The organism is Blautia sp. MCC283 (genome assembly GCF_018785565.1).
Lineage (GTDB): Bacteria > Bacillota > Clostridia > Lachnospirales > Lachnospiraceae > Blautia_A.
In genome coordinates this window covers 67,684-91,085 of record NZ_WQQB01000066.1, presented here as the reverse complement: position 1 = coordinate 91,085, position 23,402 = coordinate 67,684, and the positions used below count along the sequence as shown (strand labels likewise).

General features: G+C 41.8%; 23 protein-coding genes. All 23 read right to left on the bottom strand.

What is annotated here, in order from left to right:
• Positions 1 to 38: 38 nt before the first annotated feature.
• A complete protein-coding gene (locus GPK81_RS15500; RefSeq protein WP_252196676.1) occupies positions 39 to 698 on the bottom strand; it encodes a DNA topoisomerase in 660 nt (219 codons plus the stop codon).
• A 53-nt stretch (positions 699 to 751) separates the two neighbouring features.
• A complete protein-coding gene (locus GPK81_RS15495) occupies positions 752 to 949 on the bottom strand; it encodes a hypothetical protein (RefSeq protein ID WP_005335835.1) in 198 nt (65 codons plus the stop codon).
• Between the two features lie 251 nt (positions 950 to 1,200).
• A complete protein-coding gene (locus tag GPK81_RS15490) occupies positions 1,201 to 2,577 on the bottom strand; it encodes a virulence-associated E family protein (RefSeq protein WP_064785841.1) in 1,377 nt (458 codons plus the stop codon).
• A complete protein-coding gene (locus tag GPK81_RS15485) occupies positions 2,489 to 3,127 on the bottom strand; it encodes a CHC2 zinc finger domain-containing protein (protein ID WP_215707314.1) in 639 nt (212 codons plus the stop codon). The genes GPK81_RS15490 and GPK81_RS15485 overlap by 89 nt, the downstream gene beginning before the upstream one ends.
• Positions 3,128 to 3,279: 152 nt before the next feature.
• The gene (locus tag GPK81_RS15480; RefSeq protein ID WP_118322795.1) at positions 3,280 to 3,717 is read right to left on the bottom strand and encodes a hypothetical protein; all 438 of its coding nucleotides are present in this window, start codon (positions 3,715 to 3,717) and stop codon (positions 3,280 to 3,282) included.
• Positions 3,718 to 3,840: 123 nt separating this feature from the next.
• Complete coding sequence (locus tag GPK81_RS18075; RefSeq protein WP_252196675.1) at positions 3,841 to 4,053, bottom strand: hypothetical protein; 213 nt, start codon at positions 4,051 to 4,053, stop codon at positions 3,841 to 3,843.
• Positions 4,054 to 4,241: 188 nt separating this feature from the next.
• A complete protein-coding gene (locus GPK81_RS15470; protein WP_118624419.1) occupies positions 4,242 to 4,691 on the bottom strand; it encodes a hypothetical protein in 450 nt (149 codons plus the stop codon).
• Positions 4,692 to 4,843: 152 nt separating this feature from the next.
• Positions 4,844 to 5,833 carry a DUF6560 family protein gene (locus GPK81_RS15465; RefSeq protein ID WP_117962072.1) on the bottom strand — a complete coding sequence of 330 codons (990 nt, stop codon included), beginning with the start codon at positions 5,831 to 5,833 and terminating at the stop codon, positions 4,844 to 4,846.
• Positions 5,834 to 6,189: 356 nt separating this feature from the next.
• Complete coding sequence (locus tag GPK81_RS15460; RefSeq protein ID WP_215651041.1) at positions 6,190 to 7,725, bottom strand: plasmid recombination protein; 1,536 nt, start codon at positions 7,723 to 7,725, stop codon at positions 6,190 to 6,192.
• Positions 7,726 to 7,809: 84 nt separating this feature from the next.
• Positions 7,810 to 8,559, bottom strand: a complete 750-nt coding sequence (locus GPK81_RS15455; protein ID WP_050006303.1) for a hypothetical protein — start codon at positions 8,557 to 8,559, stop codon at positions 7,810 to 7,812.
• A gap of 216 nt (positions 8,560 to 8,775) precedes the next feature.
• Positions 8,776 to 9,066 carry a hypothetical protein gene (locus tag GPK81_RS15450; protein WP_007488503.1) on the bottom strand — a complete coding sequence of 97 codons (291 nt, stop codon included), beginning with the start codon at positions 9,064 to 9,066 and terminating at the stop codon, positions 8,776 to 8,778.
• Positions 9,044 to 9,292 (bottom strand): hypothetical protein, encoded by a 249-nt coding sequence (locus GPK81_RS15445; protein WP_007488504.1) that lies wholly within the window; start codon positions 9,290 to 9,292, stop codon positions 9,044 to 9,046. Before GPK81_RS15445 ends, GPK81_RS15450 begins: the two co-directional genes overlap by 23 nt.
• A gap of 109 nt (positions 9,293 to 9,401) precedes the next feature.
• Positions 9,402 to 9,785, bottom strand: coding sequence for a TnpV protein (locus tag GPK81_RS15440; RefSeq protein ID WP_007488505.1), 384 nt, complete (start codon positions 9,783 to 9,785; stop codon positions 9,402 to 9,404).
• Positions 9,782 to 11,704: a recombinase family protein gene (locus tag GPK81_RS15435; RefSeq protein ID WP_050006304.1), complete on the bottom strand. Its 1,923-nt coding sequence runs from the start codon at positions 11,702 to 11,704 to the stop codon at positions 9,782 to 9,784. Before GPK81_RS15435 ends, GPK81_RS15440 begins: the two co-directional genes overlap by 4 nt.
• Complete coding sequence (locus GPK81_RS15430; protein WP_215707313.1) at positions 11,701 to 13,164, bottom strand: DNA topoisomerase; 1,464 nt, start codon at positions 13,162 to 13,164, stop codon at positions 11,701 to 11,703. Before GPK81_RS15430 ends, GPK81_RS15435 begins: the two co-directional genes overlap by 4 nt.
• Positions 13,165 to 14,595: a CD1107 family mobile element protein gene (locus GPK81_RS15425; RefSeq protein WP_330626631.1), complete on the bottom strand. Its 1,431-nt coding sequence runs from the start codon at positions 14,593 to 14,595 to the stop codon at positions 13,165 to 13,167.
• The gene (locus GPK81_RS15420) at positions 14,549 to 14,851 is read right to left on the bottom strand and encodes a DUF4315 family protein (protein WP_008688068.1); all 303 of its coding nucleotides are present in this window, start codon (positions 14,849 to 14,851) and stop codon (positions 14,549 to 14,551) included. The genes GPK81_RS15425 and GPK81_RS15420 overlap by 47 nt, the downstream gene beginning before the upstream one ends.
• Positions 14,852 to 14,893: 42 nt before the next feature.
• Positions 14,894 to 17,695 carry a CD1108 family mobile element protein gene (locus tag GPK81_RS18595; RefSeq protein ID WP_215653215.1) on the bottom strand — a complete coding sequence of 934 codons (2,802 nt, stop codon included), beginning with the start codon at positions 17,693 to 17,695 and terminating at the stop codon, positions 14,894 to 14,896.
• A 145-nt stretch (positions 17,696 to 17,840) separates the two neighbouring features.
• Positions 17,841 to 20,297 (bottom strand): VirB4-like conjugal transfer ATPase, CD1110 family, encoded by a 2,457-nt coding sequence (locus GPK81_RS15410; protein ID WP_173020512.1) that lies wholly within the window; start codon positions 20,295 to 20,297, stop codon positions 17,841 to 17,843.
• Positions 20,179 to 20,643, bottom strand: a complete 465-nt coding sequence (locus GPK81_RS15405) for a PrgI family protein (RefSeq protein WP_012744297.1) — start codon at positions 20,641 to 20,643, stop codon at positions 20,179 to 20,181. Before GPK81_RS15405 ends, GPK81_RS15410 begins: the two co-directional genes overlap by 119 nt.
• Before the next feature lie 23 nt (positions 20,644 to 20,666).
• A complete protein-coding gene (locus GPK81_RS15400; protein ID WP_012744298.1) occupies positions 20,667 to 21,536 on the bottom strand; it encodes a VirB6/TrbL-like conjugal transfer protein, CD1112 family in 870 nt (289 codons plus the stop codon).
• 12 nt (positions 21,537 to 21,548) lie between these two features.
• On the bottom strand, positions 21,549 to 21,620 hold the full coding sequence (locus tag GPK81_RS18070; RefSeq protein ID WP_255626455.1) for a hypothetical protein: 72 nt from the start codon (positions 21,618 to 21,620) through the stop codon (positions 21,549 to 21,551).
• 84 nt (positions 21,621 to 21,704) lie between these two features.
• A complete protein-coding gene (locus GPK81_RS15390) occupies positions 21,705 to 23,402 on the bottom strand; it encodes a recombinase family protein (protein WP_177969079.1) in 1,698 nt (565 codons plus the stop codon).

Sequence of the window (23,402 nt, the reverse complement as noted above, 5' to 3'; positions counted from 1 at the left end):
TAAAACAGACAGTCCTTAGACTGCCTGCAATACACTACTTATCGTTGTGGGAAAATCAGATTGAACTGTACATTTCCCTCACCGAGATCAACCATTTCCACGGTTGCTTCATACTGTCTCCCTGTTTTTCTTGATACCAGATCCTTATAATGGATTTTTCCTTTAGACAGAAATTTCTTTGCTGTCGTCTTATCCATCTTTTTTCCCTGACTTGCAAGGAATTTATCATTCTTCCATAAGGTAAAAGCACAGCTCCGGTCAGAGCAGTAAAAGTTTACTTTTCCTTCCCGGACATCTGCTCCACAGCGGGGACATTTGCCAATGATTTCTCCTTTTGCCTTTCCCTGAAACTGGTCTTTCTTTTCTTCTGAAATCCCCTGATACCTAGCAACCAGTTCCTGCATCAGCTCTGTAATTCCATTTAGGAATTCATCTGCTGTCTCTGTATTCTGGGCAATATGATTCAACGCCATTTCCCACTCTGCTGTCATCTTCGGAGATTTAATCTCATCCGGCAGAACCGTAATCAGTACATTTCCATCATCTGTCGGCACAAGATTTTTCTTTTCCCTTTTCACAAAGCCAGAATGAATCAGTTTTTCAATGATTGCTGCCCTTGTTGCCGGTGTGCCAAGTCCTTTCTTTTCCGTATCTTCGGTCAGTTCTTCATTCCCTGCACGTTCCATCGCTGAAAGCAATGTATCTTCTGAAAGCTTTTGTCAAGGGGGTGCGTGGATATTTTTTATATTACTTACGCAGATTCTCTCTCTGCTTCTGCCTGAATAATGCGTTTCAACCTGTCCTCAGCAGTCAAACCGCTACTATGGTCAAAAAACACTTTGACTTTATAATTTGTTTTGCCTTGCTTAATCACAAAAACTCCATCCGGTTTGTTTTTCTCCGAATGGTTATTTGGGGTGGGTAGTGTACTGTTCACAATATTTGTCATACGATATTCCTCCTACTTAAATGAAAAAAGCCCGACAAGGAAAGGTCTGACAACGAAGTTCCGACAACGGACATCAGAAAACCTTTTTTCTTTATCGGGCGATACTATCTTTTTACTATTTCCTTTTTCTTTATAATATTGGTTGTCATGGTTGTCAGAGAGGGAAAAGTGCCGCAATATCAAGGCTTTCGGGATTTTTGCCCGACAACCAGACCGACAACCGGCTCGACAACCGAAGCGACAACGGGCTTTTATTTTTGCTTCAACCATTCTTCCGGAAGTCCTAACTGTTCCATTTCCTCTGTCGGGATTTCCTGAAAACCATCCATGCTGTTGTCAGGCTCGTTGTCATTCCTGATACGCTCCCAGCCCTTTTGTCGGCGGTAAGGCTCTGGAAAATACCTCGGATTGCTGAACGCCCTCCAGCCTGTGACAGCGTTATTCATAATGTCGTTGATCTCTCGCAGCTCCCATTGTTTCGGTTCGTCATAATCATGCCCCAGTGCTTCCTTGTAAAGCTGCTTAGAGCAGACTATGCTGCCGGAATAGCGTTCCAAATAGTCTAAAATCTGTCCTGCCTTTGTGTCCTCCGGCATAAAGTCCTTTTGGTGGGCTTTCAGATAAGCGTTCATAGCCGGACTGAATCTCAGACGGAAATTGCCGCTTCTGTAAATCTCCATAGCTTCTGCCCACATCTGATTGATATACTCTCTGGAAGCCTGTTCATCCTCCAAAATATGAACCTCAGCCCTTTCAGGATAGACCATAACCGGAACGAAGCGGCGGTTGCCTGTTCGGTCAAGGGGAAGAAAGTCAAGGGTATTAGAAGAACCTCCAAACACACATTGTCGTTTTCTGTCTGCCGGATGTGTTTCATAGGGTATCTTATAGGTTTCCTTTTGTCGGCTCAGAAAGGACTTGATTTCTTCAATGCTCTTAGCGTTGGCGGTTGCAATCATTTCCGACATTTCAATAATCCAATGCCCCTGCATTTTGCGGTACACATTTTCATCATCCAGCTTTTTCAAGTCATCAGAGAACCAATCATCATTGACCGCAAGCAAACGGAAGAAAGAGGACTTTCCGGCTCCCTGACCGCCTACAAGACAGAGCATTACCTCAAATTTACACCCCGGCTTAAAGGCTCGTGAGATAGCACCCAGCAGAAACAACTTCAATGCTTCATAGGTGTAATCATCTGTATCAGAACCGAGAAAGCGGTGCAGACAGAAGCGTATGCGTTCTGTTCCGTCCCATTGCAAGGCATTGAGAAAATCACAGACAGGGTGGTAACGATTTTCATTGGCAATAACCGCAACTGCGTCTATAATTTTCTTCTCTACGGTCAATCCATAGTTTTCTTCAAAATATAGGAGCAGATATTTCACATCTACATCCGTCAATGTCGGGCTGTCACGATACCAGCCGAGGGGCTTCACAATGTCGATTCTTTCGGTCAGAAGATTTTTTCGGATAGCCCCTTTCAAAAGTGGGTCATATTGCAGAACACGCTTATAATTTGCGGCAGTATTATAAACCTTACCTTTCTCGCTCTGCTCTAAGCTGTTTCGGATTTCTTCTACTGTGCATGGTTCTGTCTGCTGACAGTTCTGCAATTCGCTGTTCAAGTTTCAACACCTCCTTTCTCTGTTCTGCCACAAGTGCTTTTCGTTCCTCCAATGAACCATACAGAAGAATATCAAGCAGATATTCGATATAGTTCTTCTTATACAGTGCTTCTGCAAACAGAGGATTCCATTCCTCATCCGGCTGTTTAGGAGCGTATTTCTTTTCCCATTCTCTAAGAAGATGAAAATAATCCGTCAGCACCTTGTAGCAATGATTTTCTCCTTTTTGATACTTCTGTTCCGGTGTCGGCTCACGAATACGAGGGCGGACACTGGGCTTTTGTCGGCTGTCATAGTTAAGACCAAAATCTTCAGCAAGTTTGACAGCAGCTTCCCTCAGCCCGATACCGAATAGCTTCGCTGTGAGATCAACAGCGTCTCCGGTCACTCCGCAGCCAAAACAGTAATAGCGTTCATCCAGCTTCATACTGGGGGACTTATCCAAGTGAAACGGACAGCACGCCATACCTGTGCGACCCACTTTCAAGCCATAGGCTTCTGCGGCTTGTCGGGCAGTAACATTTTCTTTTACAACTTCAAATACATTCATGTGACTCCTTTCCTGAAACGAAAAAAGCACCTGTCATTTTCAAAACGAAAACAGCAAGTGCCTTAGAGTTCCATATTCAATTTTGGGTGCAAAAGAAGCAGGAGACCTTTTCAGATTTCCTGCTTCTTCTAAATGATAATTATTTCGTCTAATTAGTGAAAATCGGGAATTTCCTCACAAAATTCCTCGTTATAATAAGGCACGCCATCTTTGATACCCATAGTGATTTTTGAATCTAAATCCAAATAGTATCCCTCATACTGATAATCTGCCACTTCTTCTGATTCCTCTATCAATTTCTTCAGAGTTTCAGCAGCTTGCAAACTCTCAGCATTGTTCAGACCACCAATCGCCGGTCCGCTGCTTCCCTCATACACTTCCAAGTAAATTTTTTCAGAAGACTCCGACTCAACAAATAGAATATAAGAGTAAGCGTCTTCAAAATTCTGTGTTTCATAATTGGGTTCTCCAAATAATGCACGCAGTCTGCCATAGGCGATTACAGGTTCTAAATCTAAGTTTGTAAGATTGCTGCTGTTTTCCGGTATACTTGTCAGGCTTGTGTCTTTCTTGAAATCAGATATTGTCATAGCATTTTCTCCTCGTATGGTAACTTCCAATTAACCTAATCATCTCGATTTTTCTCTCGAAATAATTGCTCCATATTTGGTATGTGGCAAAAATTCAACTTCTAAAAAATCGTTTTCATCAATCTATTCTGAAAAAACCGTAATTTCAAATACTTTTCCTGTATCTTCATCCTTTACAAAAATGCTTCTACGTTCATGAGAAACATCCGCACCACCATGACTTTGTTCAATAGTATAGCCTTTAATGTAAAAATATTCTTTATTAATTATGTACGGAATATCAAAAATAATTTTCATTATATATACTAAAATAAAAATTACCGTTATTAATAACATTAAATTAGCACCTCTAAGTAATTTAATATCATTTCTACCGTTATATTTATATTGCTCTACAACACTTTTTTTCTTAAAAAAAGTGCAAATAAAAACTTTCTTTTTTTATACAATACACTATATAACATAATACTGCTATTCCAAACAATATCCCTCTTATTTCAAGTCTAAAAATACTAAATTCCATTTTATGCCTCCCCACAACCAAATAATTCTGTTTTTATATAATCATATATCTCTCCTGCTACTCCATCTCCTATCGATTCAACTAATTGTGCAATATATCCTTTTAATAATGTTTTAAGATGCATTGCACCTGTCCCATTAACAAGCCTTGTTATTCCTCCTGCAAAAATTGCTTGATAGTTATTTCTTCCTGCATTTAATCCTTTTATTTTTATTTTTGATCCTATACCGCCTAAGATACCTCCTAAAATCAAATCTTCAAGTACATCCAAGCCGATTTGTTCTATTCCCCTTTTATTTGTTCCTGTCATCGTTTCAAGACTTTCCCCAACTAATGTTGATGTTCCACTTGAAATCCCTCCAATAATAAAGGGCTTTGATAAAAAATTTAGTATCTTTTCAGAAGCGCCTATAGTTGTACCTACTTTTCCTATAGCTGAAGGTGCTCCCAAAATTCCACCTAATGCACCACCAAATGCTGAACCAATATACGTTTCAATACTGGAAAATTGTACCAGTAAGAGATCTGGTGTTCTCCGCTTTCCTTTTTTATCCGAATAAGTACTGCTTCTTCTTTATCCTAATCTTCCACATTATTTATCAATCACATTACAGATATTTTTTCATCCTTTAATCTCATTAGCAAAACTTCTACATTTTCATTATATCTGTCTATTTTTATTGGTTTTTCTCCTTTTACATAAATAATTATGTACTCCTTTTCTATTATACTTTTGTGTTGCTCAACCTTTGTAATCTCTTTAAATTCAACTGTCCGCATTTTCTTTAGAAAATCTTTCTTATAAAGTTTGTCTTGTACTTCCAGTTGATCATACCAATAGACACCGCTGTAATAAAGCAACAGTAAATCTATCACTCCCAGCAACAGATACATCCAAATTTTCCCATCTCGAGTCAAAAATAATACAATTGTAAAAAAAGTATAAATGCAGAAACCTATGATAGGCAATATTTTCCGGATAATCATTGGCTCTACGATGCAGTGCTCTTTCGTAGATGGAATCAATTCTTCTTCATCTATCCCCCTTTTTTTCAAAATAATTAGTAAATCATAAACATCTCCTTCTGCATCCATTTCATACTGGAATATCTTTTTCTCCCCTTGATAAAAGCGATATTGATTTCTTCTCTTTCCTACGCATCTTGTAATATCTTCAATTCTATATTTCCTTGTAATTCCTAATGCAGAACGGTAGATAATCTCTTGTGTGTCATATTCTATCTTCCATATGTATCCATATAATGTCAGAACAATTCCTAATACTGTAAATCCTATAGATACCAACAAACAAATCAACATAAAATAACAATTTTCTATCTGTTGTACAAATTCCCATTTGAAGATCTGACTTAAAATAAAAGCAATAGTTGTACAACCAAAAAATATTCCGCATGGTAATCCTACTTTCAAGATGCTGGGTGCTGTAATTATATATTTTTTTGTCTGCTTTCTGGATTTCTGCTTTTTTGTTACCTCAACGTCTTTCTGTTCCTTATATTTTTTCATAGCGTATTCAGCTATTCTTATGGATAAAAGAATGCTGATTACTAGTACAAGTTCTTTAATATTCATAGCTGGTCTCCTATCCCATTACTCCACAAATTTCTAACGTTTCTTCACCATCTTTATCGACCTTAATATTGTTGCTTAATATCGACATTATCCAATCATCACTGTTTTCTATTGGCAAAAAATCTTTTAACATATCTTTAATATATCCGATACATTGTTCCCTAATGCACAACCGCTTAAGCACAGTGAAACAAGTAACATCAATGTTAATAGTTTTTTCATGATAGCTGTTACCTCTTTAAGATTTTCAAATAGTGTATCTCCATTATACTTCATCAACCTAAAGAATGGAAGATAATTTCTTGCTCCCTAAAGCAAAAGCACCTGTCATTTTCAAAGTGAAAACAGCAAGTGCCTTAAAGTTCCATATCCTGTTTTTTGCTTTTCGCCGGAATTGTCCGGCTGACTTCACGCTCTGCCATTTCCTTCTTCTTGCGGCTCAACTGCTCTATAATGGAACTTTTGGCTTTCTTCTTGATTTGCTCCGTTCCGGCTTTTTTGACCTCCGGTTTCATCAGCGTAGTTTGGATTTTCTGAATAGTTGATTTCATAGCATTTGTGATTCTGGCAATCACGCCATCCAATCGTTTCACTGCATACTCAACTTCTTTCTTTGAAGCCTTACGCTCAGGGGAGAGAACCCACGCCTTAGACTGCTCCACCAGCTTAATATCCTCCTTGTGCGTTTCCAGTTTTACAGTATCAGCAACGACCTCAACCGCCTTGTCATAGGCAATATCGGCAACCTCATCCACCAGAGCTTCCACATCCTCAATCTTCATCGTGAGTTCTTCCAGCTTTTGCTCCTGTGCTGACAGTTGCTCCTTTTGCTTGAAAAGGATATAATCCTGTTTTTCCAGATAAGCACGACCACCATATTCCGGTTCTTCTTCCAGTTGTAAGCCATGCTTTTTCGCCACATCAAACAGCAGCACTCGGCAAGCTGAATCGAAAGTCATCTTGCGGTTATTTTTTCTTCCGACAGGCTTCTCCGGTTCCGGCAGTTCAAACCCCAGTGCTTCCAAAGCCTTTTCCTGCTGTGGGGCAATCTCCCCATATTGATTTTCACAGTCGAACACATGACGCTCGTGAATATGAGGGGTGCTTTCATCCAAGTGCAGCGCCCAATTCAGGATATGGACATGAGAGCCGAAACGCTCATTTACGATTTCCATAAATTCTGTGACGATCTCAATGAGCAATTCCGGCGGAACATGATTATCAAGCGTTCCAATCTGATAGACCGTTTCCTCTGGACAGGTCTTTTTGCTTTTGAGCAAATCTCCGGTTTCCTTATTCCTTTCAGGGTGTCTGTTCTTCACATTTCTTTCGTTCTGTCCTGTCACAAAATCACGATACCGCTGATGATAAAAAAGCTGTTCCACATCTTCAAAAGTGGCAGACAGCTCATTTTCCTTTTCGGGATTTTTGAAATTGCGGAAGCCATTGTAACAGTCCCAATAGAGATTTTGTTTGGCTCGTTCTTCATCAATGTGTTCGCTGTTGGCAATGTCAAAACTGCGGTCATTGTGCTTCGGATTATAAACGCCATTCTTTCCGGCTCGTCCATTGTGTCTTGTTAATTTCACATGAGTTCCTCCTTTTCTTTTTGATTTCCCCGACAGGGGAGAAGGGCAGCGAAGCTGATTCCTTGCGGCTTTCTGCGTCAAGTAATACCCAGTACTAAGTGGCGAAACGCCACTTAACTGGGCAAGGCTGCCGCCCTTGACCTGCACAGGGGTATTGCATTCCCTGTACCCATGCACAAAGGGTTGCACCCTCTGTACTCCCGCCCGAACAAACTGACTTCGCCCCGTCCCAAGCTCTGTCAGTTCCTTCGGTTTTACAAAACAGTCCACCGGACTATTTTGCAAAAAGAAAAACCGACGCATGATCGCTTTACGCTCAATACATCGGTTTCTTCATCTGACCTTAACGGTCATATTCAGTTGTGGCAGATTAGACAATTTGAAAAATTACTCTGGCATATCTACTGAATAACTTAGATTGTTTCCTCTCTTGTCGCTCTTTAAATCATCATAATACCATAGATACATCGTTCTGTCATATACATTGATTTCAATAACACCATCTGGCTTTTGACCTTCTACTTCTAATGAGTAAATTTCCTTATCATGTGCATAGCCAAAAACAAATCTGGTATCTGGATAATTTGGATTCAAGTCCTGTTGAAAATCACTTAATTTTAAAGATGAATGAATTAGTTCTGTAATATCAGATATAAGAATGCTATCCGCTTTAGTTGTAACCGGTGTAGCATTCATAAACGCATATTGTACAGTTGCTTCCTCCACCTGTTTTTTGCAGCGTGCCATCACAAAACCTTGAACGGGATCATTATCGCTTCCTGCCCGATAGAAAATCGTATCATACTGTTTGCCATTCCATATATGCAATATTTCATCAACATGATTAAGAAAATCTTCTGGAACAGAAAATTCTTCATTTTCAGTATTCAAAGGAGAATTCAAAATAGCTTCTTCGACAGAACTATAATATATGAGTTCAGAATCCTTTTTATCGTAATCGCTCAAATTGAATTCGACATATGCATTGTCTTTATTGTCATCTTCCGGAACATAAGTATAGCGACCATTTTCAATATGGTCATCATAATCAACAAACAGTCCAATACATATCAGTGCTGCAAAAATCAAAAAGACTATTCCTATAATGATTAGCAATATTTTCAAAAATTTTTTCATACAAAAGTCCACCTTCTTGCTTCATTTCAGTAAATTATATCATACCGATATGAACAATTCAATTTACACTCTATCAAGTAGTTTTTTTACTTACCTGTAACGCACATTTCTGCAAAATCCATAGTCCCCGATACTTTCCTCACAGGCGATAGGCAACGGTCAAAACATCAGGTCTGCACCTGACATTTTAACCGCATATCAGCCCTGATTATCACATTATCCCTGCTGGCTGTTCAGCCCATGCTTTTTCGCATATTCGCTGGCTTTCTGTCTGCGTTCCTCACTGTAAGGCGGCAAGAAACGGATAGACAGACGGGACTTTGCCAGCTCATAAGAAACACCGCCTTGAACATTGGATTTTTCCAGTCGGCAAAGGTCAGGGTACTTCTTAGCAAAAGCAGCCAACCTCTTTTTCAATCCGGCGTTGTGGGTGTAGATATTTGCCTTGTCCTCGCCCTCATTAAAGAGAACGATTGTTTCTTTCTCAATCTTCGTCAGTCTCGCCATAGCAGCCCTCCCTATGGTTTTTCAACACACGCAGCTTGCAGTAAAAGCAGCGATACCACCTTTCAACACCCTCAGCACTCAGCTTGACGGAAAGCATATAAAACAGCTTCTTCGCCACTGGATCGGGTGCAAGGGCAGCCACCATACGCAAACGCTCAACAGTTGCTTTCAGGTTCGGACAGCCAAAGGCATAAAGGGCTTCCATTTCATTCCGGTTCATCTTCATTGTGTTTTCCTCCTTAAAGTTTGATAAATGAAAAGCGACAGACACTTCATAAGGAAATACCTGTCGCTTCGTTTACGATATAAATTTGTTGGTTTTGGACTTGATAAAATCAGCAGTAAATCATTTCCTGTCTGATGATTTCTTCGGCTCGGTTACGGATAGAGTTCATGGACTGTACCCACAATATCTGATTGTCTGCTTTCATGGTTTCGGTCACACCCTCGGCTTGTTTCATCTGCTCAATGATAAGGCTGCACCTTTCCGTTGCCTGTTCGTTCAGGTCAGCAAGGTAAGTATGCAGTTCGCCGGATAAACAGAGGGCAGAGAACCTTGCAGGGTGGTACTGCTCTAAATATGTCCTGTGCAGTCTGCCCCACATACCGATAGGGCGGTGTTCCTCCGGCAGCTTCAAGTCCGGCACATAGTAATCGCCCACAAGAACATAGTCCAGACCGTTGCTTTCGTCATGGATTCGTGGTTTCAATTCTGTCATGCTATTTTTTCTCCTTTCACTTTTTGCCGATTTGATTTGCTTGTGGCGTTCTGTTCAGCACACAGCTTGCTATCAGAATTATTTTCTTCTGCTATACGCTCATGCTCCGCAAATTTTTTTGATTTCTCACGAATCTTTTTCATATACTTACGATTGGATTCTCGTTTTCTGCGAAGTCGATCTGCTTCTTTTTCAGCAGCAATCCTTTCTTCCTCTGTTGGTTCATGCTGCTCCACAGGTACTTGAAATTGCCCGACATAGTTAAGATATATCTCCACCTCTGTGGTGCGGTCTGCACCTTTTCCCTGTGGCTCGTGAACCAGTATTTTATCTATAAATTCATTTATCATGGCAGGAGTAAGCTCTGTAATGTTCTCATACTTTTTAACCAGCTTTAGAAAACGCTCCACATTATTTTGACCGCCTATAATTCGTTGCATATCAGCGGTGTCAGTCTCAATAATCTTGTTTAGCTCGTTCTGCTCATTTTCATAATCAGTAAGCATACTCTGAAAAAGCCTGTCCGGCAATCTTCCAATTACGTTATCTTCATAGATTTTCCTGATAAGCATATCCAGTTCGTGAACTCGCTTCTGATTTCTTTCAATGCGTTTTTTTACAGTTTCAGAAACAGCAATATCTTTCATCGCCGATTCTTCTTGCAGAGAATAGACAAACTCCTGCTCATTCAAAGAAACATAATGGCAAGTCTCTTGTATGGTTTTCAGAATGATGCTTTTAAGTGCTTTTGTTGAAATATGGTGGCAAGTACAATGCCGGTCATACTTCTGATAAGCAAGATTATAAGTGGAACATTCATAACAATCTGCCGGATTTGAATGGCTTATCCGCTTTTCGCCTTTGGTAGTATAGTATATTCTTTCACGCCCTTTTCGTTGCCTGTGATTATACATCGGCGCACCACAGTCAGCACAGTAAATCTTTCCGGTTAGAACATTAGGCTCACCCATAGGGTCTGCTTTTCTTACATTCTGTCTTAACTTTTGAGCAAGCATCCATGTTTCTTCATCGACAATAGGCTCTTGTGTATCATCAAAAACCACCCAATCTTCCTTATCTGCCCTTTTCGTCTTTTTGTCCTTATAGGAATTTTTGAATGTCCTGAAGTTGACAGTCTTTCCGATATACTCTGGTCGGGCAATCAGAGTAGTAACCTGATTTCCTCGCCACATATACGGATTTTCTTTGTCATAGTTGCTTGCATGATTTCCAAGTCCCTTTTTGCCAAGATAATAAGATGGTCTTTCAATTTTTTCTTCTGAAAGTTCTCTTGCTATCTGATAAGGTCCTTTTCCCTCAATAGTCATACGATAAATTCTGCGGACTACTTCAGCAGCTTCTTCATCAATAATCCAATGGTCGGGGTTTTCGGGGTCTTTCAAATAGCCGTATGGTGGGATATTACTTGTATGAGCGTTGCCGGAAGAACCTCTGGATTTCAGTACAGCTTTAATTTTCTTACTTGTATCCCTGACAAACCACTCATTCATGATATTCAGAAAAGGGGCAAACTCACTGGTTTCTTGACGGTCACTGTCAATACCATTATTGATTGCTATAAATCGAACTTCCTTTTCTCTAAACAGAATGTCAGTGAAAAAACCTACTTGCAGATGATCTCTGCCAATTCTGGACATATCCTTGCAGATACAGGCAGTGATTTCTCCGTTTTTAACACCTTCAACAAGTCTGTTCCATGAAGGTCTGTCAAAGGTCGCTCCACTCCAACCATCATCGGTAAAATGAACAAGATTCGTAAAACCATGTTTCATAGCATAATCTTCAAGCATTTGCTTTTGATGAACTATACTGTTACTCTCTCCAGCATTATCATCATCACGAGACAGTCTTTCATACAAAGCAGTAATGCCATTGCTTTTATCTTTTTTTCTTCTCATGCTGAACTCCTTTCTTCAATTCCTATCCACTCCTTACGCTCACAAAATATCACATCCGTGTACTGTTTCGGTGGCTGTGTAAAATGCTCCGATACAAAAGAATCACAGGGACCGTAATGCTTGCCTGCCCAGATGTCCAGCTCCGGCTCTTCTTTCTCACTCTTTACGCCAAAGAACTGTTTCAATCTATTTTCAATCGCCTTGAATCCTTCCTGCTTTGTTTTCTTTGCTGTGAGATAAAACGTATGATAATTACAGGTAATCTGACATTTATGACTCTCATAAATATAAGGCTCTGCGGTTGCTGTCAGAACCCTGGCACTGACCAGATACAAAATCTTGCGGTTTCGTTCTTTCAATTCACCAATATCTGCTTTTGCTACCTCCATGGTTGGGATAATTGCATGGTGATCGGATACTTTCTTTGAATTTAATACCTTACTCACATCCGACTGATATCCCAGACCTTCGGCATAAGGCATTTTCCCAAGTAACATCTGAATCAGTGTTTCAGTACTTTCTCCCATCTCATCTGTCAGATACTGGCTGTCTGTTCTCGGATAAGTGACAAGCTTCTGCTCATACATCTCCTGCACAGCATCCAGTGTCTGCTGTGCGGTATAGCCAAACATTCTGTTTGCCTCCCTCTGCAGGGTGGTCAGATCATAGAGCTTCGGAGGGCGGACTGTTTTCTCTTTCACATCATCCTTCTCCACTTCGCACATACGCTCTGCACAATCAGACGCAATCTTTTCAGCATCTTCTTTTTTCTGAAAATGCTCTGTGACCGCATCCATATCGTCAAACTTAATATGAGCCATATAATATTTTTCTTTGGTAAATTCCTTGATCTTCTGATTTCGATCCACGATCATGGCAAGTGTTGGTGTCTGCACTCTTCCAACTTTCAGATTCTGGTTATACAGAACGGAAAAAAGACGGCTCGCATTGATCCCCACCAGCCAGTCTGCCTTTGCCCTGCAAAGTGCTGACTGATAGAGACTGTCATAACACGAACCGTCTTTTAATGACGCAAATCCATCTTTGATTGCCTGTTCTTCCATGGAAGAGATCCAGAGCCGCTTCATTGGCTTTTTGCATCCTGCCTGCTCATACACCAAACGAAAGATTAACTCACCTTCACGTCCTGCATCCGTTGCACAGATTACTTCATTTACTTCGGAATCTCTCATCAGTTTCTTTAAGATTCCGAACTGCTTCTTTGTGCCCTCCAAAATCTTGTGTTTCCAACATTCCGGCACAATCGGCAGATCATCATATCTCCATTTTTTATATTTTTCATCGTATTCCGATGCATCACATAATCCAACCAGATGGCCTACGCACCAGGAAACGATATAACCGTTTCCCTCCACGTAACCATCTTTTCTTGTCCTAGCTCCCAGTACCGAAGCCAGTGCCATCGCAACCGATGGTTTTTCTGCAATCACTAATTTCATTTACTCCTGCTCCTCTTCTTCATCTTCCAGCACCTTATCATCAAAATCTTCATCTCTCAGGATTTCCGGTTCTGTACTTTCTTCCTGCACATCTGCATCGTCTACTTCCCGTTTTTCTGACTCTGAGTCTTCGGATTCCTCTTCATCCTCTTCCATCTCATCCTCGTCATCATATTCATGTTTTGGTTTATAGACTTTGAAGTAATATCCTCCTGCCGCAGCTCCGACTGCAACCAGTGCAATCAAAAGATACGTTCCAAACGGGCTTTTATCTTCTGGCATCTGGATTTCATCCTCTACCTTATCTTTCTCGGCTGACTCTGTCGTTTCCGGTTTTTCTTCCTCTGCTTTTTTCTCTGGTTCTGCATAAACCGTATCCACTTCCGGAAGTGTCACCGAATCAGAAAGTGTGAAGTTCATCAGATCTTTCTCACTGACTTCTGTAAGGAAATACACATTATCCTGAGATTTTGAATTGTCAATAATCAGATAAAAAATCTTACCACTCTTAGTTGAAATGGTATAAAACTCTTTTGTGCCTTCCGTAGCTGTTTTAGTAACAGAATCTGCTGTCTCGCCTTCTTTATTAAGCTGTTCCTCAATACCTGTCACTGTCCGATCATCCACAGTTCCTTTTGCATCTGTTGGCTCAGAAGCCTGTGCATCCTGCGGAAGTGGTGAAGTCGTTGTTTTCTCAGTCCCAGTTGCATCTGCACTGGTCGTGGTTGCCATCGCACCATTGCTGTTACTTGAAGTTTTCTGTTTCTCTGCCTGCTTCTTTGCCCATTCATAATAAGGATTCTGCAACACATACTTTTCAGAAGTATTTCCGGCACCATCCGTTACCGTGATTTCAATCTGTTTTGTTGTAAAATCTTTCTGTGTCAGTTGCACTCTCAGCATTCCATCCTTCAGATCTGTATAAGTGGTGCCATTGACTGTTACTGCAGTAATCCCGGATACTGTATCATTCCCCTGAATCGTCAGCACACCATCTGTCAGGGAAGCAGAGAGTGTCGGCTTTTCCGTGTCATAACACTTAATAGAGCGATTCTGCTCATAGACCTTCCCCTCACCATCAGTCACACGCACGTACACTGTCTGATTTCCAGTGATCGTGATACTTCCACTTCCAGTTACATCCTGCCAGCTTCCATCTTTTCCTGCTTTTGCTTCAATCTTTGCTATTGAGAAACCTTCCGGCATATGGCTGGCATCTACCGTAACAGCAATGGTTGTTTCTCCCTGTTTCCAGCCATCCGGTTTCTCAATCGTGATTGCAGGTGTGGTATTCTCAGCTGCATAAGCAGTCTGTGTCTGGAGCAAAGGTGTTGTCAGGCAAAGAAATGTCGTTGCTGCAAGCAAGCTCTTTTTTACCCTGCTTTTAGTAATTGTTCTCTTCTTCTGTTTCATTTTTTCCAGATTCATCATCGGCTTTTGTTTCCTCCTTCTGTATTTCTACCCTGCCGGGCAGTTCATTTTTCATTCTCTTTTTGAAAGCTTCCAATTCCGGAATACTCATATCCATTGCACGGATAATTCTTACAATTTCCAGATTTTCCGCTTCTGTTTTTGCAATCTCCGCAGCCTTGAACCGCTTTAAATCTGCTTCATATCTGGCTTTGGAAGCTTCCATTTTCTCTTTGGCTTTCTCATAATCTGCCGTAGCTTTTTCAAGACTTTTCATCGGTTCTCCTTTCCGGACGGCTGATGCAGCCGCCCTTTTTTCTTACCATCGTCCAAATCCATAGAAATGGCTCTGCCAGTATGGGGAATTGATGGACGTATACTGCACCGGATGTCCACAATGGATCATCTGACCATTGCCTACATAGATTCCGATATGCGTTACCGGCTCCCCTGCGTCGTAAGTTCCAGTAAAGAAAATCAGATCTCCCGGCTGCGCCTCCGACTGGGATACTGGTGTACAAATGTTGTACAGTCCCTGTGCTGTTAGTCTTCCTGTATTCCTTACACCAGAGTTTGTCAGACAGTAGCTTACAAATCCAGAACAATCGAATCCACTTGGGGAATATCCACCCCATACATATGGTGTTCCAAGATATCTCGCTGCTTCATTTAACAAACGCTGTGCTGCTTCACTGGTATATTCATTGCCGCCAAAGCCTGCTCCTTCTCCAGTTTCCAGATAAAAGATCGGGTTTAACCGCTCTCCATTTTTCAGAAGTTCAATATGAAGATGGCTTCCTGTGGAATTACCAGTATTTCCTACAAGACCTATCTCATCACCTTTCGTGACGGATGCTCCTGCAGATACACTCCGGCTGCTTAAATGTGCATACCGCAGTTCATAACCTTTTCTGTCTTTGATAATGACGTAATTTCCATAGCTGTCGTTATAAGCAGAAGTTGTAACTGTTCCGGTCAGCCCTGCCATTACTTTTGTCCCTTCCGGTGCTCCGATATCCATACCATTATGAAGCTGATTTGCTCCTGATAGTGGATGAATCCTGTATCCATAATAGCTGGTCACACTGGAATACCAGTTAAAATCAACCGGTGTCGTAAACATCTGTAAATTACCTTTCGTATCATTATAGGCACTGAACAGTTCTTTCTGGAAGAATCCAAGCCTTTCCTGACAGATAGACATTAGGTTTCCACTGGTCAATGTTACATTCAGCGTGTCCACATCTCTGGTTCTGGTCACTTCTACTTCATTGCTTCCGTTATCATCTGCAAGATAACATTCCCATGTCTGATGTCCATGTGCAGATGCTGCCGCATGACTGTCATAATAGACATCAAATTGTACACCGTATCTTGCGAAAGCTCCGGTATCTTCTACAGTATATTCGACACCATTCATTACCACTTTTGTTCCCATTGGAACAAACGGATTGGAAGCATCTACTGCTAAGGTATGATTGGCAGTTGGATATGCTCCACTGGCAGTCGGTCCTCCGCTCCAAATACCACAGCAGATTGGACAATTACAATATCCGCTTGTTACAACCTGTCCCAAAGATTCTCCAACTCTTACTGTTGCTGTCTCTGTCACAGTCTCATTGACCGCTTCTGTAGTCAGATGATATTGCTCTGCAAACAACGCATCCAGCTCCGGCTTGACCTGTTCAAACGTAAACTCTTCATACTTTGCTGACAGATAACTGATCAGGATAAACGGATCATGCTCAATAGGTCCGATGTTATATCGGTATTCCTCATGTCCCGGTTCTTCAGATTCCATGTTGTTGATCCGCTCCTGCAGATTAGCTTCCAGCTGTGTATAATACAGTTCCGCTTCCCGGATTGCCTGATCCGATGACAGATAACTGGTTCCTGTGTAAGTGATCACATTTTGTAAAAACACTGCAGAGCATGACGTGACATTCGTTATGATCAGAAACATCAATCCGATCAGAACTGCTACACTGATATACACCTTCCGGTTTTCTTTAAAGAAGTTGGTCACTTTGCCGCCAATCTTCTTGATATAATCAATCGTACCTTTTGCAGCTGTTCCTACTGTCTGTTCACTTCGCTTCACTTTGGCATAATCCCGTTTGATCTGTTGCTTCTGAATCTGCTTTTTCAGCTTCTTCTGCTCCTGACGGGCTGCCGCCTGTGTCTGTTTCTCTACCTGTCTCTCCAGTCTGCTTCTCTTTCTGGAAGCCCTCTGTTTCCTTCGTCTGGCACTTCTCTGTTCCAGCCGGTAAATACCTTCGCCGCCTTCTTCCAACTTATGGGCACCTTCTACCGCCGCATTATCGTCTTCATTTTTGCTGATCTCACGGTGCAATGCTACGGAAGTTGCACTTCCTGCTTTCTTGACAACAGAAGCTTTTTCTGTTTTCACAGATTCCCCTTCACCAAACTTCAAACGGGATTTTTTCTTTCCAGGAGATTCTCCTTCATTTGCCTGATAGACCTGTGCTTTCTTGGAATGCTGCTTTGCTTCCTTTTTCTTTCTTGCTTCTTCATAAGAAAACTTTTTGGCTTTTTCTTTCTGTTTCTGATGGCGGAAATTGACTCCATCCGTATCCATCTGGTTCAATTTCTCCATATCTTTGTCATTTTTCACAGAAGCACCAGTTTCCTCATAAGCAAACTTCAAACGTTGTTTTTGTTTAGGCTTTTTGCTGCCACCGGTCTGATTTCTCCGGCTGTCTCCCCTGTTTTCTGATAGATCAGCACGTTTATCTTTCAGTCTCCCTAACTGTCCGACTTCGGATTTTTCTGCAAGTCTGGATTCTTTTCCGACTTCAGCACGGATTCTTTTTCTATTTTGCTGTTTACTACTCTGTCCAAAATCCTCACTTTGCTTCTCTGTCCGTATCAGTTCCGGTGCATCTCTGGATTTTTGCACAGAGGGACGAATATTTTTCCCACTCCGTTCAGACTGGCGGGGAGACTTATCCACAAGGTTTTCTTCTTTTTCCCCCTGTTTTCTTCCCATCTGCACATCACTGGCACGGTTACTGACACGAACAGAAGATTTATCTGTCAGGTTTTCTTCCACCAGACCATCCTTGGTCATCTTCTGGACTTTCTTGTCCCTGACTTTCATTCTCTGTTCTGCCACTACTTACTCCTCCTTCTTCGGATACCCTTTCCCTGCCTGTAATAAGCAGAGAAAAGCGATGCCGAAAACAGCACCGCCACTAAAAGTTAATACATATGAAATTGCTCGTAACATTGTTTTCTCCTTTGATTTAACCTGCTTCGGAAGTCTCCTCTAAGCGAGTTGTCATGATTTTATAGAGGGAATTCTTCGGGAATCTGTCTACAAATGGGATAATGACATTTCCATAGAACAAAAGTCCTTCCCCCTCATTACTGTTGGTTACATAGGACAGCTGGGTTGGTGAGATATTCAGCTGCTTTGCCAGAATCTGCCTGTCTCCGGAAGCCTGGTTCAGCATATAAATAAAATCTGAATTTTCAAATATATTCTCTATCTCCCTGGAAGACAATAAATCTTTTATATTCTGGGTGATTCCAGTTGGAATACCACCCCATTTACGAAATCTCTTCCATATCTCCACACTATAAGCTGCGGTCTGCTCTTCCTTCAAAAGAAGATGGAACTCATCCACATAGTATCTGGTGGACTTATGAGCAGAACGGTTCATTGTTACCCTGTTCCAGACCTGATCCTGAATGACAAGCATCCCAATCTTTTTCAACTGCTTACCAAGTTCCTTGATATCAAAGCAGACAATGCGGTTATTGATGTCCACGTTTGTCTGATGGTTAAACACATTCAAAGAACCTGTAACATAGATTTCCAACGAAGTGGCCAGTCGCTGTGCTTCTGGCTCTTCCTGTTTTCTCAGAAGGTTATATAAATCCTCCAAGATTGGCATCTTCTCCGGTACTGGATCGGCAAGATATTCCTGATATACTAACCGCACACAACGGTCAATGATGGTCTTTTCTACCGGCTCCAGTCCATTCTTTCCTCCAACAATCAGCTCACACAAAGACAGAATAAAATCTGCTTTCAATGACAGTGGATTATCTTCCTCGGAATAGTTCAGGTTCAGATCCATTGGATTGATATACTGGTCAGATACTGGCGAAACCCGAACTACCTGCCCATGCAGTGCCTGCACAAGTGCCGAATATTCGGCTTCTGGATCACAGATAATGATATCGTCTTCCGTGATCAAAAAGCAGTTTGTAATTTCCCTCTTTGCTGAGAAAGACTTACCGGAACCTGGTGTACCAAGAATCAGTCCATTCGGGTTCTTCAAACGTTTCCGATCAACCATGATCATGTTGTTGGATAATGCATTCAATCCATAATAAAGAGCTTCCCCTTCCTGAAACAGTTCCTGTGTCGTAAATGGCACGAAGATCGCTGTTGAAGATGTGGTAAGCCCTCTCTGAATTTCAATCCGATTGACTCCCAGTGGAATACAGGACATGAGTGCTGCTTCCTGCTGATAATCCAGTTGTTTTAAAGAACAGTTATATTTCTGTGCAATTCCCTGCACCTGGAAAATATTGTTATCCAGTTTCTGACGCTTCCTTGCGGTATTCATCACCAGAACCGTTACAAGAAACATTCGTTCATTTCTGGACTGCAGATCTTCCAACAGGTTCTTCGCCTCTTCTCCATAAGTCACAAGGTCCGATGGAAGCACGTCCATATCATAACCGGAACGTACTGCCCGCTTCTGCTCTTCAATCTTCATCTTATCCAGATCTGAAATCTTGCTCTTGATCATCTTGATCGCAGAACTCTGGTCAATAGACTGGATATGAATGTTGACATTGATGCTGTCATCCACATCCAGGAAATCTGCAAGCATCCGGTCTGTAAGCTCCGGTGCCAGAATCTGCAGATAACTCACACTTCCCATCGTTCTTCCCATCAAAAATGTCTGATTCTTGGAAAAGTTAAAGGAAGTCGGTGCAATAAAATCTTTGGTCTTTAATCCTGTTTCTGGAAGCATCTTATACTGGAACTTAAATGGTTCAATCCGATCCTGGTTGAACACATGATACAGAATCTCCAGCCTTTCCAGACCATTCAGGGAATGCGCCTGGGCTCCCAAAACCTTAAAGTTATTTAAGATATCTGTTTCGATTCTTTCAAGCCTTGGTCTTGCCACCTTCAGGTTTTCTGCTTCGATTCCAAAAGTGATATACTTTGTCTTTACCAGACCATTATTTCCTTTGGAAAGCTGATTTTTCAGCATAGTACGGTACTCTTCACGAATGGCATTGAAGTCATCGTTCTGATCCGGAATATCAATACTTTTTTCAAATTCTGCCACATCCACCTGCTGATTGATAAAGGACAGCTGCACACTGATGGAAGAATCAAAGTAATTTAAAAAATCACAGTAATTCTCAAATATCGTGGTCTTATCCTCATTTAAAGCCAGCTGATAATTGATGTCATAAAACTGAATTGTCTTAGAGAAAAAGGTCTTTGTCACCTGGCAGATACCATCCTGCAGCATCCGAATATACGGAATACTCTGCTGTGCAGTTGTAGGAATGTTTTTCTGTTTCCTACGATCCCGTTCCTGCTTCTTCCTACGCTTTTCCTGTTCTCTTTCTTTTCTGCTTTTTTTGTTTCTTCTTTCCTGACGGTTTCTTTTTTCCGCCAGGGACAGACGCTCCTGCTGAGCCTCCTGCTTTGTCTTTTTTGCCATCCGGCACACCCTCCTTTTTTACAAGGGTGGAAATCTCCTGATAAAAATTTTCTGTCTTATATGGTCTTACCGCTGGACATATAAACTTCTGTCGAATGATATTTGCCACCACTTTTTCAAAGGGAAGCCCGTCTTTTTCATACATCGCCATGAAGAAAAACGGAAGCATGATCGTTACCATCAGAATGGCAGCGATACTGGAACCGATTGGTTTTCTCATGAACAGATAAAACGGAATTCCCACAACTGCGGCAAGTGAAAAGAAAATCAACTGCCGCTTTGTCAGATTTAACGCTACTTTTGTTTTGACCTTGGTAAGGTCTTTTGGTACTGGTACATACGCCATGGTATGCGCTCCTTTCCTGCCCGTTAGTGGGCATTGAATATTGATTTGCTAAGGCTTCCGGTCTTGAATAATGAAAATGCAAGAATCACGGTATAAGCCGCTACTGAAAACATTGCTGCATGAAGGTCACTGGATATGGTCATTGCATTTACTAAAACTGCATAAATTCCCACACAGACCATCATGAAGAATCCCTGAAATGCCAGTGCGAACAAGCCTTTTAAATAGTTGTTTCCGATATTGCCCCATTCCTTATTGGTCATGGTGGCAAACGGAATTGGTGCTATGGAAGTATAAAGGTAAATTTCTATCATTCTTCCGTACAAAATAACGGTTATGATGATCGACAGAATCCGCATGGTAATACTGATCAACAGCGTTTCCATGGATAGCAGGAACAAATCCCCCAGTTCCATATCTTCCAGTGCATCCACAATCCTTGCGACTGCTTCTGATGCATCCACCGCTGTGTTCCCGGAGATCACCCCGGCGGCATTGTTGACCACATGCTGGCCAACATCAAAGACCGCCATCGTGATATTGAACGTATTTGTCACCAAATAAATGGCTACATACGCCTTGAAAATCCAGAGGAAAATGTTGTAAGTCTCAAATTCATGGAAATTGTTTTTCTGCGTTACCATCGTAATCAGCTCATAGCACAAGACAAAGGTGATGATCAGTCCCGCAATGGGGACAATTACTGTCTGGGAAATGTTCTGGATCAGATTAAAGATCCCTGCATTCCATCCCTGCGGTGTCTGTCCCACCTGCCCGGCTATGGTTCCCACCTGCTCATTGACAGACGTGAACATGTTATCCAAACATGACTTGATAAGCCCGATCAGGATATCCTTTATCGCTTCCGTAATTCTCTCAATGATGGTGTTCATCTACCACTCCTCTTAAGAGAACAATGTTGCCAGCTGTGGAATCAGGGTAGTTCCCAGCAGCATGATTCCGGCACCAGCCATCAGCTGTTTTATGTCTTTTATGAGAAAATATTTGCTCGAAATGAGCCTTGAAAAGATTAAAATAGATTAAATTTTGATAGATTTTTCTTATTTATGGGAGCCGGAACCTCTTTCGATGGTTCCAAGCTCCGGTATTGGTTTTAAGTTGAAATGAATTTCCATTGTGACCGTTTCAGGAGTACGGCAGTAATTTTCTGTTCCGTCTTTCTCCTGCGGTTCTGAGATAACGATTTTACTGATCAGCCGGTTCAGAAGATTGGCATCCAGTTCTTTGATGTCCGCATACTCGCTAATATCGTCAATCCACTGCTGGGACTGTGCATCCAGTTTTTCTTCCGTATTCAGCACACTCTCATTCTGGAAAAGTTCCTTTTTGATATCTGTCTGCTCCTTCTGTGTCTTCTCCAGCATCTTATCAAAAACAGATTCTGTAATCTTGTCATTGATAAGGTCATCATACAGTTTTGCAATCAGCCGGTCTAACGTTTCCAGGCGGTCTTTCTGCTTTGATACCAGCTTCTCCAGACTTTCCCTGTGTTCCTGTGTATCTTCCTCGCATAACTCCTTTACCCGGTTTTCCAGTTCTGTTCCGTCTCCGGTAACTGCTTTTGCACATTCCTGGATTCTGGTAAGGACTGCATCATACAGGTCATCAGCGTCCACCCGGTGCTGGGTACAATGTGCTTTCCCCTTATGGATATAAGTGGAACAGGTATAAACTTCATGCTGGTCTTTGGTGTGCGTCTTCTTCAACGTCAACGCACCGCCACACTCTGCACAGCGGAGTAATCCGGCAAACATGCTGTATTCTCCCTGTTCTGTCTGGCGTTTCCTGCCTTTCATCTTTGCCTGTACCAGATCAAATACATCCTGCGGAATGATTGCTTCGTGGGTATCCCTGACTGTGATCCAGTCCTCCGGAGCTTTATCTCCCTGATTGCCAATCTTGAAACGGTAGTACCTTTTCTGGGAAGCCATGTCACCACAGTAAACGGGATTCATCAGCAGGGATTTCAGATAGGATTCATCCCATACATATTTCCCATTTTCCGGGTCTTTCTTTTCCCATTTTGTGTAATAGGTGCGGAGTCCCCGTTTCCGGTGCCACCATGACGGGCAGGGAATCTGCTGGCGTTCCAGTTCTCTGGATATAAAGTTAATCCCATGACCGTCCACCGCCCACTGGAAAATTTTCCGGACAATCGGTGCTGTCTCGTCGTCAATCAGGAGATGTCCCTTTTCCTCCGGGTCTTTCTGATATCCCAGTGGTGGAACAACACCTGTAAACTTTCCCTTGGTTGCCTGCAGGTGATAGGACGCATGGACTTTCTTGGAAATATCTCTGGAATACATCTCGTTCAGCACGTTCTTAAATGGGGCAATCTCATTGTCTCCGGCAAAGGTATCCACATTATCATATAATGCGATATACCTTACTCCATGCTTTGGGAAAAACTCCTCCATCAGAAATCCTGTCTGTACATGGTTTCGTCCCAGTCGGCTCTGGTCTTTGGTAATTACAAGATTCACCAGTCCTTTTTCACAGGCTTTGAGAAGTCTCTGCAAATCAGGTCGGTCTGTGTTCAATCCTGTATAACCATCGTCCTGAAACACATCCACCACCTGCCAGCCCTGTGACTGACAGTAATTCACCAGTATGTCTCTCTGGTTGGAGATGCTGGCACTCTCTCCGGTCAATTCGTCATCTTTGGAAAGTCGGCAGTATACACCAACTCTCCAGGTTGCATTTCTTTCTATATTGTTACTCATATATCTGTTGTTCAT

Coding starts and splice junctions, on each gene's coding strand:
- GPK81_RS15410 (WP_173020512.1), bottom strand. CDS start 20,297: ATGGCAAAAAAGACAAAGCAGGAGGCTCAGCAGGAGCGTCTGTCCCTG.
- GPK81_RS15390 (WP_177969079.1), bottom strand. CDS start 23,402: ATGAACAACAGATATATGAGTAACAATATAGAAAGAAATGCAACCTGG.
- GPK81_RS15400 (WP_012744298.1), bottom strand. CDS start 21,536: ATGAACACCATCATTGAGAGAATTACGGAAGCGATAAAGGATATCCTG.
- GPK81_RS15430 (WP_215707313.1), bottom strand. CDS start 13,164: ATGAAATTAGTGATTGCAGAAAAACCATCGGTTGCGATGGCACTGGCT.
- GPK81_RS15435 (WP_050006304.1), bottom strand. CDS start 11,704: ATGAGAAGAAAAAAAGATAAAAGCAATGGCATTACTGCTTTGTATGAA.
- GPK81_RS15480 (WP_118322795.1), bottom strand. CDS start 3,717: ATGACAATATCTGATTTCAAGAAAGACACAAGCCTGACAAGTATACCG.
- GPK81_RS15485 (WP_215707314.1), bottom strand. CDS start 3,127: ATGAATGTATTTGAAGTTGTAAAAGAAAATGTTACTGCCCGACAAGCC.
- GPK81_RS15445 (WP_007488504.1), bottom strand. CDS start 9,292: ATGAAGATGAACCGGAATGAAATGGAAGCCCTTTATGCCTTTGGCTGT.
- GPK81_RS15440 (WP_007488505.1), bottom strand. CDS start 9,785: ATGACAGAATTGAAACCACGAATCCATGACGAAAGCAACGGTCTGGAC.
- GPK81_RS15460 (WP_215651041.1), bottom strand. CDS start 7,725: ATGCGTCGGTTTTTCTTTTTGCAAAATAGTCCGGTGGACTGTTTTGTA.
- GPK81_RS15455 (WP_050006303.1), bottom strand. CDS start 8,559: ATGAAAAAATTTTTGAAAATATTGCTAATCATTATAGGAATAGTCTTT.
- GPK81_RS15405 (WP_012744297.1), bottom strand. CDS start 20,643: ATGGCGTATGTACCAGTACCAAAAGACCTTACCAAGGTCAAAACAAAA.
- GPK81_RS15450 (WP_007488503.1), bottom strand. CDS start 9,066: ATGGCGAGACTGACGAAGATTGAGAAAGAAACAATCGTTCTCTTTAAT.
- GPK81_RS15425 (WP_330626631.1), bottom strand. CDS start 14,595: ATGATGAATCTGGAAAAAATGAAACAGAAGAAGAGAACAATTACTAAA.
- GPK81_RS15465 (WP_117962072.1), bottom strand. CDS start 5,833: ATGAATATTAAAGAACTTGTACTAGTAATCAGCATTCTTTTATCCATA.
- GPK81_RS15495 (WP_005335835.1), bottom strand. CDS start 949: ATGACAAATATTGTGAACAGTACACTACCCACCCCAAATAACCATTCG.
- GPK81_RS18595 (WP_215653215.1), bottom strand. CDS start 17,695: ATGAAAGTCAGGGACAAGAAAGTCCAGAAGATGACCAAGGATGGTCTG.
- GPK81_RS15420 (WP_008688068.1), bottom strand. CDS start 14,851: ATGAAAAGTCTTGAAAAAGCTACGGCAGATTATGAGAAAGCCAAAGAG.
- GPK81_RS18075 (WP_252196675.1), bottom strand. CDS start 4,053: ATGTTATTAATAACGGTAATTTTTATTTTAGTATATATAATGAAAATT.